The following is an 18,093-nucleotide window of genomic DNA, read 5'->3' on the forward strand; positions in this document are numbered from 1 at the left end:
ATAGGACGGAGGATTTAAATGATCAGTCAATTGGATAGTCCGTTCATAAAAAAAGTTCAATTTAAGACGGAGAGTATCCCTTCTTTCGATGAATATCCTTTTCATCTGCCTTTTATCCAATCAGCAGGAATTGAATTTCATCCCCGGGTTACTTACATTATTGGCGAAAATGGTATGGGCAAATCTACTTTGCTAGAAGCAATAGCGGTTGCTTCTGGTTTTAATCCGGAAGGAGGTACGCTTAACTTTAACTTCTCCACCCATGATTCCCACTCTGAACTTGGGAACTATATAAAGCTTATCAAAGGTATAAAACGTCCCAAAGACGGCTTCTTCTTAAGAGCGGAAACTTTTTATAATGTGGCAACAAACATTGAAGAGTTGGATAGCGAGCCAGGCGGAGGCCGAATCATTGATTCTTTTGGGGGGAAATCGCTTCATCGGCAATCACATGGTGAATCTTTTTTTGCGGTATTTAATCATCGCTTCAGAGGAAATGGCATTTATATTCTGGATGAGCCTGAGGCAGCTCTTTCACCATTAAGGCAGCTTTCCATGCTTTCGAGGATGCATGACTTAATGATGGCAAACTCTCAATTTATTATTGCTACGCATTCCCCGTTGTTGATGGCGTATCCTGATTCTAAAATACTAGAGGTGACTGAAGACGGGCTATGTGAGAAACCACTCGAAGAAACGAGCCATTATGTTATGATGAAACAATTTTTCGATGATAAAGAGCGACTGCTTCATCATTTGCTTCATACAAATTAGCATAGCTTTCACCTCTTGCCGCAGCCATATAAGCGCCTTAGCACTAATAAACTTTTAAAGAGAAAACGGAGGAGGGTTGAAATTGACTATTTCTCTCATTATTTTGGTGGTCCTATTTGCTATAGGGATGATTTTTTCAATGAATTCCAATCGAAAATGGAAACTGGTGCGGACTGTACATGGCCATGAAAGCTATTATATGGTAGTCGGGAAGCTGAAGAGTAATGGCGTTTCCTATAAAACTAAAACTCCGATTAACTTCGGACACAGAAGTTTTAGCGATAACACTCAATATGATATTTATGTAAAAAAAGAGGAGGAACATAAAGCTATTACAGCCTTGCGGGAGCAGCAATAATACCATTCACAAAAAAGGCCGGCAGAGAGCTTTTTCTTCTCTGCCGGCCTTTTTTATTTACTTCGTTACCATTTTCAATGGAGCTGGCATGGTTTTTTCTACTTTCTTCCCTTTCATTGTATCTCCGGCCGCCTGCACAGCGAGCTGGCCGATGAGTTCCGGCTGCTGTGCAACTGTCCCTGCTAGCTGACCAGCCTTTACAGATTTAATAGCATCGTCATTGCCGTCAAACCCAATAACAAGAATGTCCTTGCCGGAGCTTGCAATGGCTTCAATCGCTCCAAGTGCCATTTCATCGTTATGGGCAAAAACTGCCTGAATATCTGGATGACCCTGCAAAATGTTTTCCATGACATTCAATCCTTTGGTCCGGTCAAAATCGGCTGATTGCTTGGCAACAACTTTTAGCTTTTTATCTGCTGTTAAATGGAAGCCTTTTCCTCGCTCACGTGTAGCGGATGCTCCTGGAACTCCTTCGAGCTCAGCTACCTTCGCTCCTTCTCCAAGCTTCTCAACGATAAAATCCCCGGCCAGCTGTCCGCCTTTTACGTTGTCTGAAGCGACAAGGGTCACGGTGTCTCCTTTGTCAGCCGAACGATCAAGCGTGATCACTGGAATACCGATGGCGTTCGCTGATTGCACAGCTGTAGAAATAGCGGATGAATCAGTCGGATTGATGAGCAACACATCAACACCTTGCTGAATTAAATCTTCCACATCATTCACTTGTTTTGCGGAATCGTTCTGTGCATCTACAATGATTGTTTCCATATGGTTCTTCTTCGCTTCTTTGACCACTCCGTCTTTTAAAGAAACGAAGAACGGATTGTTTAACGTCGACACAGATAAACCAATTTTTATATCTTCAAGCTTGTCTTTTTTCGCCGGCTTGGCCCATTGAGGTGGCTCAAGCGAGCAGCCTCCGAGCATAAATAACGAAAATGACAGCAAAATGATCCATAATTTTTTCAAGCCAATCCCCTCCTACGCTGCTTTTTTACGGTCAATTAATACAGCAATCACGATGACAATTCCTTTAACGACCATTTGGAAGAAGGAAGAGACACCCAACAAATTGAGACCGTTGTTCAATGTGCCAATGATTAAAGCGCCGATGAGCGTGCCGATGATAAGACCTCGGCCGCCTGAAAGGCTCGTTCCGCCAAGCACAACAGCGGCAATGGCGTCTAGTTCATAAGAAGTTCCCGCTGTCGGCTGGGCCGAATTAAGCCGTGAGGTTAGGATAGCACCGGCCAATGCAGCGAGCAGACCTGCTAAGGAGTAAATCATAATTTTCACTCTTGATACTTTAATACCTGAAATCCAGGCAGCTTTTTCATTACCGCCAATCGCATAAGTCTGACGGCCAAACGGAGTTTTGTGCAAAATTACCCATAGGATCACAAAGGCAAGCAACATCGTAACAGCTGGTACAGGAATACCTAGAAAATAACCGCGGCCAAACAATTGGAATAAGTAATTGTCTCCAAGACCGGTGATCGGGTTTCCATCAGTATAGACGAGCGTTAACCCCCGATAGATCGTCATGGTTGCCAGTGTAGCGATAAAAGGCGCCATTTTTCCTTTTGTAATTAAGAGGCCATTAATTGCTCCCATAATTGCGCCAAGCAGACAGCCAATGAAAATGGCAAGTATCGGATCGATGCCTGAAACAATCATGCCAGCCATTAGCGCACTAGACAGCGCCAAGATGGAACCGACCGATAAATCGATTCCGCCTGTTAAAATAACAAACGTCATGCCATAGGCAATCAGCGCATTGATCGCCACTTGCCGAAGCAAATTCAAAATATTTAAAGGCGCCAAGAAGCTGGGATTTAAAATAGAAACGATCAAAATTAAAATAATTAATCCAAGCAGCGGTCCAAGCTTCTGTGTCAGATCGTTCAGTGGTTTTACACCTGTTTTATTCATCATTACTGCCCTCCTGCAGCGAACGTCATGATTTTCTCCTGCGTCGCTTCTTCTTTCGTTAATTCCCCGCTAATTTTTCCTTCATGGAAAACAAGAATGCGGTCGCTCATTCCAAGTACTTCAGGCAATTCAGAAGACACCATAACAATGGCTACGCCCCGGTCAGTCAGTTCATTCATCAGCGAATAAATCTCCCGCTTGGCACCAACATCCACACCTCTTGTCGGTTCGTCTAAAATCAACACTTTTGGGCCAATGCCAATCCATTTAGCGAGCACCACTTTTTGCTGGTTACCACCCGATAGATTTTTAGCACTTGTTTCTGCCGACTCCGTTTTGATGGTTAATCGTTTAATTAACATCTCTACAAATTCCCGTTCATTTTTCCGGTCGATGATTCCTTTTGGAGCAAAGCTCTTAACACTTGGCAGGGAAATGTTCTCACGGATAGGGAAATCAAGAATGAGTCCCTCGTCTTTCCGGTCCTCGGTAATAAAGCCGATTCCTTTCCTAACGGCTTCATTTGGCGAGTGAATAACCGCTTTTTGCCCCTTTATATATAGCTCGCCGCTGTCTATTTGATCTAACCCAAAAATTGCCCGCATCACTTCTGTTCGTCCGGCGCCCATCAAGCCGGAAACACCAATAATCTCCCCTGCTTTCACAGAGAAACTGATATTCTCAAATGCCCCTTTTCTCGTAAAGTCTTTTACTTCTAATACTGTTTCACCAGGAGAAGGCTTTCGTGCAGGAAAGCGGTCTTCGAGTTCACGGCCTACCATTTTTTTAACAACCTCGTCAAAGTTAGTTTCCTTTATCATCTTGGTGTCAACTGTTTTGCCGTCACGCATCACGGTAATTCGGTCACAGATCGTAAAAATTTCTTCCATGCGGTGAGAAATGTAAACGATGGAGACACCTTGCTTGCTCAGTGCGCGGATAACGTCGAACAACTTGGAAATCTCCCTTTCTGTTAGAGCAGCCGTCGGTTCATCCATAATAATAACTTCCGCATTTGTCATGAGTGCCTTGGCAATTTCAATCATTTGTTGCTGTCCGACTGAGCAAAGTCCTGCTTCCTTTTCGAGAGGAATAGTAACCGCCAGCTTCTCAAACTGTGCGCTTGCCATCTCTTTCATTTCTTTCATTTTCAGCAAACCGAAAGCATTTTTCCGTTCGCGACCAATAAAGAGATTTTCCAATACGGACATATCCGGCCAAATATTTAACTCCTGATGAATAAAAGCAATGCCGCCTTCTTCTGCTTCTTTCGGGCTGGAGAAAGAACGGTCTTGCCCGTTAATGGTAATCGTTCCTTCGTTCTGCTGATGAAGGCCTGTCAGGATATTCATTAGCGTTGATTTTCCTGCCCCGTTTTCTCCCATAAGCGCATGGACTTCACCGGGAAGCAGCTCAAAGTCCACGCCGGTAAGCACCTGATTCGCGCCAAATCTTTTATGGATATTTCTCATTTCAATTTGCATGACATTCACCTCTTTCTAGAAGAATACTCCGGCATGTAAAATGCAGTTCGCGTATGGGGAAGCTTCTCCTGTTCGAATGACTGCTTTTGCCTGCTTTGTTAATGTCTTGAACGCCTCATGTGTAACCCATTCCATAGCTGTATCTGAAAAGGTTTCCTTCATATAATCAAAAATTGGTCCGTTTGCTGTCTTTACTTCTTCAGCCATTGTTACTTTCTCCACTACCATATCTGCGGCAACAGCTGCCAGCGTCTGCTCAAAGCTCGGCACACCAACGGTTAAAGCCAAATCGATTTTCGGAATATTATCTGGAACAGGAAGACCAGCGTCAGCTATTACAATAAAATCGGTATGGCCCAAATCAGCAAGTACTTTAGCAATATGGCTGTTTAAGATGCCTTGCTTTTTCATTCCATTTTATCCTCCACTTCTTTTCTCAATGGCATGCCGCCTTGCGCGCCAAACTTCATGACGGATAATGAAGCCGCCCGATTAGCAAAACGAAGGCTTTCTTCGATTGTTTTTCCTTCTGCTAAAGCTACGGCAAGCGCGGCATTGAAAGTATCCCCTGCACCTGTCGTATCAACTGCTTCTACAGCATAAGAAGGAATGAGCACTTCACTTTTGCCATTAAAATAACGGACGCCCCGCTTCCCCTCCGTAATAAATAATTTTTCGGGATATTTTGTTAATGCTTCTCCCGCACTGATCCCCGCAAATAATAATGCTGCTTCATGTTCATTCGGGGTAATGTAGGCCGCTTTCTCGATTACATTTTCACTGATCAGACGGGCTGGGGCTGGGTTCAACAGCAGTGGCACACCAAGCTCATAACATAAATCCGCTACATATTCTACCGTTTCTTCGGGAATCTCCTGCTGGATTAAAACAATATCTGCCTGCTCAATAGCCCGCTTGGCATGTTTTACATAGGCGGGTGTCACAGCATCGTTCGCTCCTTTTACGACAACAATGCTGTTGTCTCCTTCTGCTAAAATAATGTGGGCTGTTCCGCTTTCCATTTCGGTAACCGGTTCCACATAGTTGATTCGCACCTGATTATCAGCAAAGTTTTTAAGTATTTCCTTTCCGTAATGATCATCTCCGACACAGCCGACCATATATACTTCTGCGCCAAGCCGGGCGGCAGCTACCGCCTGATTTGCCCCTTTGCCACCAGGAACGGTCTTAAATGACTCTCCAAGTACCGTCTCTCCTGCTTCTGGCCGTTTGGCCGATGTAACGACTAAATCCATGGATGAACTGCCAATTACTGCAACTTTAACCATCCTTCTTCACCTTCCTCGTTGTATTTCTTTCTACAAATGTAACTGGCAGTTGAATGTTCTGCTCGGTCACCTGCTCTTTTTTGATTAACTTTAACAAAAGTTGGGCTGCTTGTTTTCCCATTTCATATACCGGTTGTCGTATTGTCGATAAGGCGGGGAAAAGCAGTCTGCTCATTGGAATATCATCAAAACCAATAATTTGGACCTCATCCGGAATCGACTTGCCAATTCGTAAAGCTTCATGAAGCACGGCCGCAGCCGTCATATCATTGCTTGCAAGAATTCCATCCGTTCCAGGATAATGGCTAAAAAGCTCCTTTGCTCTCTGCTCTGCTTCTTCATATGTTAAGGAGGCCATCTGTATCACATGAAAATCTACATTTGCACCTGCCAGCACCTCAACAGCGCCAAGGAAACGGTCCTGCACCGGGGAAATGTTCCCTGGTCCTTTTAATAGGGTAATGTTATGGCTGCCACGGCTGATCAACTCACGAGCAGCAATTCTGCCGCCTTCCCTGCCATCTGCATATACCGTATAATTTCCCCCGTGTGTCCGGTCAAGCAATACAGTTGGAATGACGTGCGGCTCATCCTTGTGCAAACCGGATGTCTGCGTGGCGGAAATCATGCCAACTACCTGATTTTGCAAAAATGTATCTATATAGGCCTGCTCTTTTTCCGGATTTTCATCACTGTTGCCAAATAAAAGGCGAAATCCCTGCTTTTGTAGCTCATCCTCCACTCCTCTTGCCAGTTCTGGGAAAAAAGGATTCGTAATATCAGGGAGAAGCAGGCCGACAAGCTTTGATTTTCTCTTGAAAAGTGACCTGGCTACTTCATTGGGGCTGTAATTTAACTTTTCTATCGCTTGCTGAACTTTTTTTAAGGTATCCTCATGCACATACCCTTTGCCGTTTAGCACACGGGACACGGTTGCTACTGAAACCCCTGCTTCCGAGGCAACATCTCTTATCGTAGCCATTTTTTTCGTCCTTTCTATGTGTAACCGTTTACACAAATTGTATCATAATTTTTCTCCTGCTTCAATTTAAAATATAACTATTTAGCCTATATTCTTTTTCACTACTTTCAATACTATTTAGCCGAGGCACGAAAGTTCACCTGCTGCAATCCTGTTGCTCTAGACTCACTCAAATTCTACCTGTTATGCTTATATTACAAGAGACAAGTAAGTTTGCGGAGGCTTAAAAATGGATACTTACAAGGATTTAAAACAAGGAGAGAAAGGTGCCTGGCTCAGTATTATTGCTTACATTTTCCTTTCTATCCTAAAACTTTCTGTTGGATATATCGGCCATTCAAAAGCTTTGCAAGCGGATGGTTTAAATAATACTACGGATGTCATCGCTTCTATTGCTATTTTAATCGGTTTGAAAATTGCCCGTAAGCCGCCTGATGCCGATCATCAGTATGGGCATTTTCGCGCTGAAACCATCGCTTCGCTCATTGCTGCTTTTATTATGATCAGTGTTGGTTTTCAGGTTCTGCTTGAAGCAGGTCGCTCTTTCTTTCTGGTCGAGGAGAAATCACCTGACATGTTGACTGCATGGACTGCCCTGTTTAGCGCAGGCATCATGTATGCCGTTTATCGTTACAATCTTCGTTTGGCAAAAAAAATTAGCAGCCAATCTATTATGGCAGCTGCTCAAGACAATCGCTCGGATGCACTAGTAAGTATAGGCGCCTTCGTCGGTATCGCTGGAACCAAATTTGGATTAAACTGGCTTGATACATTTACAGCTTTTATTGTCGGGCTTTTAATTATAAAAACAGCATGGGAGATTTTTAAACAATCGACACATGCGTTAACCGATGGCTTCGACCAAGCACTTGTGGAGGAGATACGGGACACGATTGCTCTCGTTTCTGGTGTACAGCAGGTACGCAGCGTAAAGGCCAGGATGCATGGCAATTCTACTCTTGTCGATGTAACCGTTACAGTCAACCCACAACTTAATGTAGTTGACAGCCATTTAATTACTGAACAAATCGAAGAAATTCTGCTAGAAAAATACAATGTTCAATATGCGATCGTTCATACTGAACCGGATACTTCCTCTTAAACGCATGACCCTGCTCATAGTGAATGTTGGTTTGCCCTCTAGCCGCTTCGCTTTTCACTCTAATCAACCTGCAAAAAATTAATACGGTCCTTTAACAAGGATAACTGAATAACAAATCGCTATCTCTAAAAAATAAGAAAAGAAGGGTCAATTCTGACCCTTCTTTTCTTATTTTGAACCGGCTACCCAGTTCATTCCCCAATTATAAGCCCGATCCATTTGCTTGTGTCCCGGGAAATATTCAACTAGCCTTTTAACGCTGAACGTTTCATTTTGGACATTTTCAATCATGGCGATCGCACACATAATCTGACCGTTGCGATGCTCATCAAGCTTTACAACAATTTCCTCTCCATGAGAGTAGGTTAACCTAACGACTCCATCTGCCTCTGACCAGTTAGCTGCCCCTTCATAAATGAAGGCATATACGAGTACTCGCTTAATGTCAGCGAGGCGGGAGCCATTGATTCGTAGGTTTTCTCCTCCGGCAGAAGCCCCTGTCCTATCATCGTGATCAAGCTGGATATAAGGCCGATTATTTAATGAGCCAAAGGCATTTCCCAGTGCCTGGACGCACCCTTTCTCTCCTGAATTTAATTCAAACAAACAGCCAAGGTCTAAATCAAAGTTTTTTGTACCTCCGCCAAACAGGGATGATAAAAACCCACCGCCTTTAGCTGCTTTTGAGCTTTGATTCCAATTTAAATTAACTAAGACTTCCCCAATGTCACTGCCTTTTTTAGACAGATTAATGGACTGCCCTTTTTTCTTTAATTCAATCATCTACGTTCACCTCTATCTCCCGTAATTTTTCATGCTTTCCTGCAGTTGGGCAATTCGCTTCATGCCGTCTTCTCTGGCTCGTTTATTTTCTTCTTCAATGGCTATTGTTTCATCCAGCCCTTTGACAATCGTATTCCAGCTTTCCTCAATCGTTTCAATTTTGATGCTTGGGCCGCCGGCAAGCCGGGCAATGTCTGCACTTTGGTTAGCAATATTTTGGGAATTGCGCAGCAGCATTTCATTCGTCCGTTTGTCCAGCTCACTCATTGAATCGGCAACCAGCTTCTGTCGCTTGGCAGCCACTGCTTGGATAATGCCATTTTTAAAGATCGGGATGGTGGTGATGAATGCCGAGTTAATCTTACCGATCAGCTTGGTGTTTCCTCGTTGCAAAAGGCGGATTTGTGGAGCTGTTTGTAAGGCAACCATTCTTGCCATCTCTAAATCATAGACACGCTCTTCGAGCGCCTGAATAGCATTATTTAACGTGCTGAGCTCCATCTGTGCCAGCTGGTCGCCGCTGGATACTCGCTGTTCAAGCCCAGGAACCATCTTTTTCAGTTCCTCAATCTTCATTTGTCCCGCAACTACATACTTTTCCAATGCCATGTAATATTGATAGTTCTGTTCATACATTTGATCCATGTTGTTAGTAGAGCGGATCATTTCATCTTTGTATTTAGAAATCTCAATATGAATTTTTTCAATTTCTTTGCCGAGTGTCTGATATTTACCGAAGATTTTTTCAATCATTTTTTCTCCGCGGTTAAACAGCTTGCCTAAAAAACCTTTTGGCTCTTCAAAATCGTTTTTGTCAAACTTGTCCATCGTTTTTCCGAGCTGTTTCAACAATGCGCCAGAATCGGTCACACTGGAGGAACGCATGGAAGCCAAAATCCGGTCTGAAAAAGCTGAAATTTCCTCAGCTGGTTCTTTTCCAAATTCTAGTAGAGCCGTTTGGTTTCTTGGATCAATCGTCCGGACAAGATTTTGCACTTCCGGTTCATTGCGAAGCTGCAGACGCATCTCCTCGGCTTTATTTTCATTTTCCGCTAATAATTCAATTTCATTTTTCGTGATTTCCGGCATGATTTTCCTCCCCTTCCACTAAAAAATTTGTTTTAAAATCCGGCTAAAAATGGAATGATCTTTTTTTCCGTTATTAAATGGCAAGTCAAATACCATGTCTTCAAGCAAATGATGATCAAAATACTGTTTATCAATAAACCTTTCCAAATCATTGTGGCCGGGTGGATTATACAAAATAATGTCCAGCCCGAACTCACTGAGCATCAAGAGTAAAGCTGCATCTGCCCGCGATAGATCACCATTTTTTTCGTTGTTGTACAAAATGATTTTTGGTATGTCCTGCGAATAGTCAAATGTTTGCAGCAAATTTAGGATCTCTTGCGGAATAGTGATTGCTTGTGTAAACAAATACAGCTGAACATCCTCTTCCGCCTCTCCTGAAAGCGGCTTAAGTTTTGGATGGGCACACATCCGAGAAATAGCAGCAGCGATTCCCATTTGCAAGCCATCATGTAGCTGACCGTATTGCCACCAATTGCTTTCGATCATTTTTTTAGGATCGAGCAGGCCCTCTTTATTCAATGCATGACGATAGTGAAACTGATTATTCGCTTTTCCTTCCTGCTTATAAGGAAATTTCCTGATGGTTAAAGCATTTGAACAGCTTGTCAGCCTGTTCATATTTTCCCAATATTCTTTTCTGTTCTTAGATACGCCGGAAATTTTGGCAAATAAGTTAGGGATTTTCACTTCTTCTGCATCAGCCGAGAAGCCTGGCCGGATAAATGCTTTTTCTTTTGCCAGCAAGAAAACCTCATCATATGTGGTCTTCAAGATAACAGATACCGGAAGATGGTTGCGAAATTGCCACGGTTTATAGAAAGCTGATCCCTCATGGTTCAGTACTTGTTCAATTTCCTTTGAAGCACGATAAGCGACCGTTCCCTGGCGCTTCGGCTCTTCCTCAGGAAAAGGCTGCATTTTCATTGTAGAAGGATAGTCTGCCCGTACTGTCCACTTGTTCTCTGGATCGACTTCCCGAAAGTCGTCTTTTCCTTCAGGATGTAGAATAACAACATCCATGCCCAAAAGAATTAAATAGTATAAGAAATATACTTGGCTCTTACTCATGTCACCATACCAAATCACATGTGGCACGTCTTGTTCAATCGGTGTCTCTTTCACCCATGGATCTAAATGATTCCAAATCCATTTCACTATATCTAGAAACACTCGTCTAAATTCTGGATGGCTAAAGGATCCAGCATGATTCGCTTGAAAGAGAGAGAAAACATCGATCAGTGCTGAACGAACAAGCCGGTTAAAATCCGGGTCTTTCTTATACTTTGGCAGCAATTCAGCGCCTTCAAGGAAAGCGACAAACCGGTTAACAGAAAGGCCGGGTTCATGTTGAATCACATGATAAATCTTTTGGATCGATTGAAAGCGGTCATTGGGCATCGTCTTATCGAGTGTTTCCGATAGAACGCATACGTGAGGCTGCTGGCTAAGTAAATAAAGTGAAAGCAAATATTCGGTTTCATCAAAGCCGGCACCTAGTATCCGTGCTGCTACCCGACTATATTGCACGTCCTCTTCTGTTTGATAGTAGTCAGACCGATCAGTAATCGGTTTAGCTAATTCGTTTGCCCAGTTTGTGTAATCGACCTGCATTGTAATAGGTTCTCTTTTCATCTCCATCCCTCCTTTCAGTGAATAAAATAAAGGAATGCAAGCGATACTTAATAGGATTTAGAAACGGCTTCCAGCCTCTTTGCCAGCGCCGCCTCTAATATTTCTTCTGCCGCCAAAATGCCGGATGCCTTCGTCAGTCCTAAATGCCCGTGCTTGGCTGCTGCCTCACCATGGCGCGGAATCAACCCGCAGCCGGATTTCTCAATTAAACATAGATCCAGATAAGAATCTCCCGCCGTAAAGACTTGTTTCTTTCCCTCTTTCTCAGAAAGGTATTGAACAGCATCCCATTTGTTGACAAAGCTAGGGATAAAATATACTTTTCTTCCTTGAAGAGAAAAGATCCAGCCACATTCAGCTGCCCACTCCGCATACTCATTCATCACTTCTGCTGGAGCAAGCTCCGGTTTAATAATTAAATAAATGAAAAAGTGATCTACTACCCGGATAGATTCCAGCCAGACGGAATCTGCCGTTTGGCTAATTTTCTTTTTTACTTCCTCTAAAGGCGTAGAGTTTTGATTAATTTTCGCTTCCATATAGCCCTGCCAATCACGGTCCACTTGCCCATTTTCAAGAATCACGCCGCCATTGCATGTCACTGCATATTTCGGTCGGATTTCTTCCTGAAATAGCGAAATCCGCTTGTATTGGTCCACGGTTCGCGTTGTCACCGGAAGAAACATCATCTGTTCTGACAGCTCCCGCAAAAGGTCGATCGCCTTTTCAGTCATAAATGAAATTTCTTTGCCCTTATATATTTCAACATTGCGGATAGGCATGTCTGGCTTAGTTGCGTCAAAAAACCTGTTTGAGTAAATCAGGGTCCGATCTAAATCACTCGCAAAAATCACTTGTTCTCCTCCATTGGCTTAATTAATCCACAGCATGTATAAGACATTTGTTTATATTCCTCCACAGGGACATTTCTTTCTTTTGCTAATTGAAAAATATGTTTTAGCCGAATATCCTCTTTGTCTTTCACCAGTATTTTCCAAGGGACACGACGGAGGAGAACTCTGGTCGTTTCTCCTGCACCTGGCTTAATCAGATTAATATCTTTGATGCCAAATTCTTTTTGAATCGCTTCAATGGAGCGGAGACCTTCCCATGTAGGTGTCCGATTTGCTTTTTGCAAGTCTGCTTTTGCTTGTTTAACAAGCGGCAAAACAGCCGCAAACTCCCCCGCAATGATGTCAATATAGTAATTAGACAAGTCTTTATCTGCTAACTCCCTATATACTTTCGCCCCGTGGAAGTCACCGGCCTTTATCCAATGATCATTTAAGACCGTCCGGCTGACAAGCCCTGATACAGTAGAATTAAGACAGGCGCTTGGAATAAGAAAATCCTCTCTCGTACCGAACAAAGAAGAGCAATGGCCGGGATCAGCCAGCACAGCGAGCTCATCATCCAGTGTAACGCCATACTTTTCTTTAAATAAGCGTGCGGAACGCGTTAACTCCTTGGAGATGGCTCCTTTTCCTGTCCAGCCATCGACAAATACAAGGCGCTTGCCCGGGTGCTGCTCCAGTAAGTATAAAAGAGCATTCTCATCAATTCCCCGCCCACGAATAATAGACACACTATAATGAGGCACTGTCCACCCATAAGCTTCTTTTACATACCGTTTCATTAAAATGCCGATAGGCGTACCTGCTCTAGCGAGAGAAACAAACACTATATCCCGGCCTTTTTCATCGATAATTAACTCAGAAACTACGCCAGCAGCAGTCGCTACCTTTTGCTTATAAATCTCAAGGGATTCATGAAATAGCTGTAAATATTCTTCTGACGGCTGATACTCTACTGGCAGCATTTCAGAATAATGCACCCCTTGCTGAATGGCCCATTCCCTTTCCTTGGTATCCTTTTCTAAAGCTGCTTCAGACAAGTCTTTTAACAAAAAAATCACATCTTCCACAGAATAGCTGCCGGTAACCGTTTGTCTGGCATTCTCTATCATCTAAACGCTCCTCTCAAATAAAGTCAACGATGTGAATGTGCGGCAGGCTGCTGAACTGGCGCAAAAGCGAAAGGCGTCTTTCTTCCCCGACCGGCCTTTCAAAAAAGATGAATACTTCTTCATAATCCCCATCCAAAATGTTATAAGCATAATTGATAATAGCGGGATCGTCGGGACTTTCAAATGCAACCCGGTTTTTCACTGGATATCCGGCTTGGTTAAGAGGAAAGATGGGGCTTCTCGTCGTTGAGTGATAAAGAATTCCTTCCCCCATATAAGCAGCGACCTTCATAGGGAGGTACATAAACTCTCCCGTGCCGAGACAAAGTGTTTTCTCTCCTCTTCGCTGTGTCTGTAAATAATGGCCGATATCACAGCAATAGTTTTCTATCACTTCTTTCTTTTCAGAGGAAAGGCCGAAGCGCCCCGTCATTGCTAAATATGGCGCCTCATTGTTTTGGCTGAGTGAGTCAACGGATGAATAAGCCATATGCGGCACAGGAGGAAAAAAATTATGAAGACGGATGTGGTTATACTTCAGCTCTTTACAGATTGGCTGAGCATGGCTGTCCGATGTCTCTTCCCTGCTGGGCGCGCCCTGTACCTGGATGGAACCCGACAGTAAAGAATAGGTTTTAATCTCAATTCCCCACTCTTTCTCAAAGTCCCTGAAGCGCTTCTGGTCTTCTTTTGTACGCCAATCTAAAAGGGATAAGACAGCATACTGTTTCCGCGGGTATTTTTTTTGAATTGATGCTATGATGTTCAAGGCTGTTTTGCCAGTCGTAATTTCATCATCTACAAGACAAATGGTCCTTTCATTGTTCAGGCTCTCTTCTGGTGCATAGCAGCGCTGATCTGTAGCATGTGAATGCTCTTCTTCAAAATAAAGAGTAACTTCTTTATTACACAGCACTTCCCGGGTGGAATGGATATAAGTTGATTGGCTGAAACAGTCAAACACCCCGTGGCCAAGTGCTGTTGCTGTTTCCGCAAAGCCGATGAATAAAAGGGGCGCTTCCGGAGAATAGCTTACATTTTTCACAAGGGAGTAGGCTGCTTCAAGCTGCTCCGCCGACCTGCCTTTTAATGCCTCTATGAACGTTTCTTTAACGCTTGATTGACAGCCGGTTTCACTTTCATAGTAAAGAGTGGCAAGTAAAGCTGACGCAATGGATGGAATGTACGGATGAAGCGGAATATGCTTTCCGAGCACTTTACTAACAAACAGAAAAGACCGCTTCTTGTTGATTCGTGCAGCCATTTCATATAACGCGTCTGCTGGAAGTCTGTATGGATTTGCATCTATTTGTACGTTCACTTCTAATGACTCGCCGATTTTATGTGTATACTGGTTCGGATAATAAATCGATGAATGTGCTATGTTCATGGAACACCCCGTAAATATCTGATTTCATTAATATTTTTTCAGCCCATTTTAAATGGGGCTTAATTTCATTCATTTTATTTTGAAACTCGCTTTTGAAAACACCTTTCTGACCATTTGCCTGCTGGACGATACTCAAAGCATCTACATATTCTTCCTTGGAAACGACATGCATAGCCTGGACAGGAAGAAGATGGGACGGATGAATAATAGTTTTTCCGACGAGCCCATTAGCTTTGTCAAGCAGCGTTTCCTGAATTAAGCCATCAAAATTCTTGCTGATCAATTCTTTTCTTAAGCGCAGTCCTTCCGAGCCAAATTGCTTTTCAAAAGGCGTTTGGCGCAGCTGCGGCTTTAAAATCCGCTCATGGTTGGAGAAATACTCCCAGACCGGCCCTGATACAACATAGCCGTCCGGTTCTCTACTGAACAAATTAACAATGTCGGTAATCAGTTCATTAACAAGCGAAATTTCATACACCGTCGTTTGGCTGTTTCTTCTTAATCCGTACAACCCGCATAAATCGGTGGCTCCAATACGGATGTTCAGAATTCGTTCCTTATAACAATCAACCAGCTCTTTTATGCGCAACAATTCCTCAATCCGTTTTTCTTTATAAAGCACTGCAGGTGATTCCAATATCGGCATCCCATACACAACGGTTCCTGATTGAACATTGATGCGCTGTAATTCAGAGAGAAAGCTTTCGCCGTTTTCTGAGGAAAATTTCGGGAACACAAAGCCCGCCAGCTGCTCTAAAGAGGGACCAAGTCGTTCAGCCAACCTGCGCATTTGCCGGGCACTTCTAATCCGGGTAAAAATGAGCGGAGTTGTTTCATCCGTAAGCTGTCCAGCTGCTACTGCTCTATTTATTTCCTCCATATGAGAAATCAACTGTTCTTCTGCCTGCTCTACCTCTAGATCCCCGACTGCGTCTTCCAGGCAGATGACAAGAGCAACAAGCTCTTTGTACTTATTGGAAATAATCAATTGGGCAATATCCGGTCTCGTTGCCGGCATGTAGAGTAAAGGGCCAAGACTGCAGGCTAGTTTTCTCCTATTTGTGTATTTACTAATCACTTTCGGTTTTTGATGAAAAAAACCTTCCAATTGCAGTTCCGGCAAATGATTAAAGTATTTCAAACTTTACACCTTCTTATAAATAAAGAAGGAGGTGGTCTCCTTCTTTAAAAATGTAAATAAACGTCTATTTAAATATATCAGGGGAAGGATACATGCCCCTTTCTATCTTATTCCTTCTTCTTGCCTGCAGCTGCTTCCTGTTCAGCCAGCTTGCGCTGATTGATGCGGTGCACCACAAAAGTCGCAAGGAAAGTAATAATTAAAATAATAAAGAATGCATAATGCGAAACTTCATATCCTGCCACACCTGCTCCCATTTTCAGAGCGATGATAGCAATCAAAATATACGCTGTTGTCTCCAGTTCCGGTACCCTCTCAATGAGTTTCAAAAATACGCCCGCAATACCGCGCATCATTAGAACACCAAGCATTCCTCCAATTAAGAGTACCCAGATTTCCTCACTGACACCGAAAGCCGCCAGCACGCTGTCCACAGAAAAGGCAATATCCATGATTTCAACCGCTACGACCGTTCCCCAGAATGCGCCGAACATCCGGATTAATATTCCTTCTGTCTTCAATCCGCCTTCTGCATCTTCTTCTTCGCTTGCCCCTTTCGATTTATCGATAAAGTATTTAATCGACAACCAGGCAAGATAAGCGGCTCCTAAAATTTTTACCCACCACAATTTAATCAGGTATACACCAATACCGATGGCAATGAAGCGGAAAGCATACGCCCCTATTAAACCGTAAAATAGTGCTTTTTTTCGCTTGTCAGGCGGCAGATGCTTTACCATAACGGCCAATACAAGAGCGTTATCCGCTGAAAGTAGTCCTTCTAAAATGACAAGTGTGCCGATCAATCCCCAGCTAACCGGGTCAGTTAATACCTCCGCCCACATATGCCAATCGAAGAAGGCAGCATACGTGTTAAAAATACCATGAATAATGTCCATTCGTTCCTCCTGTTGAAAAAAACCAATAAAAGGCTTTCCCGCCCTTTATTGGCTTTAAAAATTAAACTTCTAACCCGTAGTTTCGGCAAAGTGCAGCTAATCCTCCAGAGAAGCCGCTGCCTACCGCGCTGAATTTCCAGTCATTTCCGTGTTTATACAATTCACAAAAAACGACCGCTGTTTCAATCGAGAAATCCTCTCCCAGATCAAAGCGCAGAAGCTCTTGGCCAGTTGCTTCATCAGCAAGACGAACAAATGCATTGGATACTTGTCCAAAGTTTTGGTTGCGTAAGTCTGCATCATGAATCGTTACCGTGATGCCGATTCTCTCCACATAATCTGGAATCTTTGAGAAGTCCACAACCAGCTGTTCGTCATCTCCTTCCCCCTCACCTGTCCGGTTATCGCCTGTATGAATCACCGCACCGCTTGGATGTTGGAGGTTGTTGTAAAAAATAAAGTCGTGATCATTTTGGCAACGATGGCTAGCATTAACAAGAAACGCGGATGCGTCCAGGTCAAACTCTTGCCCGCCGGAATATTTATTTGTATCCCATCCGAGACCAATCACTGCTTTTACAAGGCCAGGGTTTGTTTTGGTTAAATCAATCTTTTGTCCTTTTGATAATGTAATACCCATCTTCAAATCCCTCCCCATTTATTGATAAAGTGATGTTACATTTTATCAGGCTTGCAATCCATAATCTTTAACGAGTGAAGCCAGTCCACCTTGGTAGCCGCTGCCGATAGCATTGAACTTCCACTCGCCATTATGTCTGTATAGCTCTCCTACCACTACTGCTGTCTCAATTGAGAAGTCTTCGCCTAAGTCATAACGGATTAATTCTTCATTGTTTTCACTGTTAACAATACGAACATAGCTGTTGGACACCTGTCCAAAATTTTGGTTGCGCTGTTCTGCTTCGTGAATAGTAATAGTAAAAGCAATTCTTTCAATAGCAGCAGGAACATCAGCTAGGCTGATCTGTACTTGTTCATCATCGCCATCGCCTTCACCTGTTAAGTTATCTCCTGAATGGACGACTGAACCATTGCCGCCTTCTAAATTATTGTAAAAAATAAAGTCCTGTTCGCTTCCACACTTGCCTGCCCCATTTAAAAGGAACACAGAAGAATCCAAATCGAATGAATGACCGCCATCATATTTGTTCGTATCCCAACCAAGGCCAACTGTAATGTTTTTCAATCCTGGATTGCCTTTTGTTAAATCGACCTTTTGTCCTTTGCTCAATGAAATTGCCATAT

Annotated in this window: 19 protein-coding genes; 3 read left to right on the forward strand and 16 right to left on the reverse strand. The window is 43.3% G+C overall.

Annotation, left to right across the window (positions count from 1 at the left end; translation table 11 throughout):
* Positions 1-18 precede the first annotated feature (18 nt).
* Entirely contained in the window at positions 19-774 is a 756-nt protein-coding gene (locus tag CJ483_RS12605; RefSeq protein WP_182917042.1) for an AAA family ATPase, read from the forward strand.
* 82 nt (positions 775-856) lie between these two features.
* Positions 857-1,132 (forward strand): hypothetical protein, encoded by a 276-nt coding sequence (locus tag CJ483_RS12610; RefSeq protein ID WP_259455642.1) that lies wholly within the window; start codon positions 857-859, stop codon positions 1,130-1,132.
* A gap of 57 nt (positions 1,133-1,189) precedes the next feature.
* On the opposite strand, the gene rbsB is transcribed toward CJ483_RS12610, so the two are convergent.
* Genes rbsB through CJ483_RS12640 form a run of 6 tightly spaced genes read right to left on the reverse strand, consistent with a single transcriptional unit; the run spans position 1,190 to position 6,840 of the window.
* Positions 1,190-2,062, reverse strand: a complete 873-nt coding sequence (rbsB, locus tag CJ483_RS12615; RefSeq protein WP_481747740.1) for a ribose ABC transporter substrate-binding protein RbsB — start codon at positions 2,060-2,062, stop codon at positions 1,190-1,192.
* A 54-nt stretch (positions 2,063-2,116) separates the two neighbouring features.
* On the reverse strand, positions 2,117-3,070 hold the full coding sequence (rbsC, locus tag CJ483_RS12620) for a ribose ABC transporter permease RbsC (protein WP_120035459.1): 954 nt from the start codon (positions 3,068-3,070) through the stop codon (positions 2,117-2,119).
* The gene (locus CJ483_RS12625; RefSeq protein ID WP_120035461.1) at positions 3,070-4,551 is read right to left on the reverse strand and encodes a sugar ABC transporter ATP-binding protein; all 1,482 of its coding nucleotides are present in this window, start codon (positions 4,549-4,551) and stop codon (positions 3,070-3,072) included. Before CJ483_RS12625 ends, rbsC begins: the two co-directional genes overlap by 1 nt.
* A 15-nt stretch (positions 4,552-4,566) precedes the next feature.
* Positions 4,567-4,962: a D-ribose pyranase gene (gene rbsD / locus CJ483_RS12630; protein WP_120035464.1), complete on the reverse strand. Its 396-nt coding sequence runs from the start codon at positions 4,960-4,962 to the stop codon at positions 4,567-4,569.
* The gene (gene rbsK / locus CJ483_RS12635; RefSeq protein ID WP_120035466.1) at positions 4,959-5,840 is read right to left on the reverse strand and encodes a ribokinase; all 882 of its coding nucleotides are present in this window, start codon (positions 5,838-5,840) and stop codon (positions 4,959-4,961) included. The genes rbsD and rbsK overlap by 4 nt, the downstream gene beginning before the upstream one ends.
* Positions 5,833-6,840, reverse strand: coding sequence for a LacI family DNA-binding transcriptional regulator (locus tag CJ483_RS12640; RefSeq protein WP_342754553.1), 1,008 nt, complete (start codon positions 6,838-6,840; stop codon positions 5,833-5,835). Before CJ483_RS12640 ends, rbsK begins: the two co-directional genes overlap by 8 nt.
* 211 nt (positions 6,841-7,051) lie before the next feature.
* Between CJ483_RS12640 and CJ483_RS12645 the strand changes: the two genes are divergently transcribed.
* Positions 7,052-7,924: a cation diffusion facilitator family transporter gene (locus tag CJ483_RS12645; RefSeq protein ID WP_120035470.1), complete on the forward strand. Its 873-nt coding sequence runs from the start codon at positions 7,052-7,054 to the stop codon at positions 7,922-7,924.
* 168 nt (positions 7,925-8,092) lie between these two features.
* Here CJ483_RS12645 and CJ483_RS12650 read toward each other — a convergent pair whose 3' ends face one another.
* From CJ483_RS12650 to CJ483_RS12695, 10 genes are all read right to left on the reverse strand, one after another.
* The gene (locus CJ483_RS12650; RefSeq protein ID WP_120035472.1) at positions 8,093-8,707 is read right to left on the reverse strand and encodes a TerD family protein; all 615 of its coding nucleotides are present in this window, start codon (positions 8,705-8,707) and stop codon (positions 8,093-8,095) included.
* A gap of 12 nt (positions 8,708-8,719) precedes the next feature.
* Complete coding sequence (locus CJ483_RS12655; protein ID WP_120035474.1) at positions 8,720-9,796, reverse strand: toxic anion resistance protein; 1,077 nt, start codon at positions 9,794-9,796, stop codon at positions 8,720-8,722.
* Between the two features lie 18 nt (positions 9,797-9,814).
* Positions 9,815-11,431, reverse strand: coding sequence for a YceG family protein (locus CJ483_RS12660; RefSeq protein ID WP_120035476.1), 1,617 nt, complete (start codon positions 11,429-11,431; stop codon positions 9,815-9,817).
* Positions 11,432-11,478: 47 nt separating this feature from the next.
* Positions 11,479-12,285, reverse strand: a complete 807-nt coding sequence (locus CJ483_RS12665; protein ID WP_120035478.1) for an HAD family hydrolase — start codon at positions 12,283-12,285, stop codon at positions 11,479-11,481.
* Complete coding sequence (locus tag CJ483_RS12670) at positions 12,282-13,397, reverse strand: cysteine protease StiP family protein (RefSeq protein WP_120035480.1); 1,116 nt, start codon at positions 13,395-13,397, stop codon at positions 12,282-12,284. Before CJ483_RS12670 ends, CJ483_RS12665 begins: the two co-directional genes overlap by 4 nt.
* Positions 13,398-13,410: 13 nt before the next feature.
* Positions 13,411-14,787: a phosphoribosyltransferase family protein gene (locus tag CJ483_RS12675; RefSeq protein WP_120035482.1), complete on the reverse strand. Its 1,377-nt coding sequence runs from the start codon at positions 14,785-14,787 to the stop codon at positions 13,411-13,413.
* Positions 14,738-15,928 carry an HpcH/HpaI aldolase/citrate lyase family protein gene (locus CJ483_RS12680; RefSeq protein ID WP_120035484.1) on the reverse strand — a complete coding sequence of 397 codons (1,191 nt, stop codon included), beginning with the start codon at positions 15,926-15,928 and terminating at the stop codon, positions 14,738-14,740. The genes CJ483_RS12675 and CJ483_RS12680 overlap by 50 nt, the downstream gene beginning before the upstream one ends.
* Before the next feature lie 107 nt (positions 15,929-16,035).
* A complete protein-coding gene (locus CJ483_RS12685) occupies positions 16,036-16,827 on the reverse strand; it encodes a TerC family protein (protein WP_120035486.1) in 792 nt (263 codons plus the stop codon).
* 61 nt (positions 16,828-16,888) lie between these two features.
* Entirely contained in the window at positions 16,889-17,467 is a 579-nt protein-coding gene (locus CJ483_RS12690) for a TerD family protein (protein ID WP_120035488.1), read from the reverse strand.
* 45 nt (positions 17,468-17,512) lie between these two features.
* Positions 17,513-18,091, reverse strand: a complete 579-nt coding sequence (locus CJ483_RS12695; protein ID WP_120035490.1) for a TerD family protein — start codon at positions 18,089-18,091, stop codon at positions 17,513-17,515.
* Positions 18,092-18,093 lie beyond the last annotated feature (2 nt).

Source organism: Bacillus sp. PK3_68, assembly GCF_003600835.1.
Taxonomy (GTDB): Bacteria; Bacillota; Bacilli; order Bacillales; family Domibacillaceae; genus Pseudobacillus.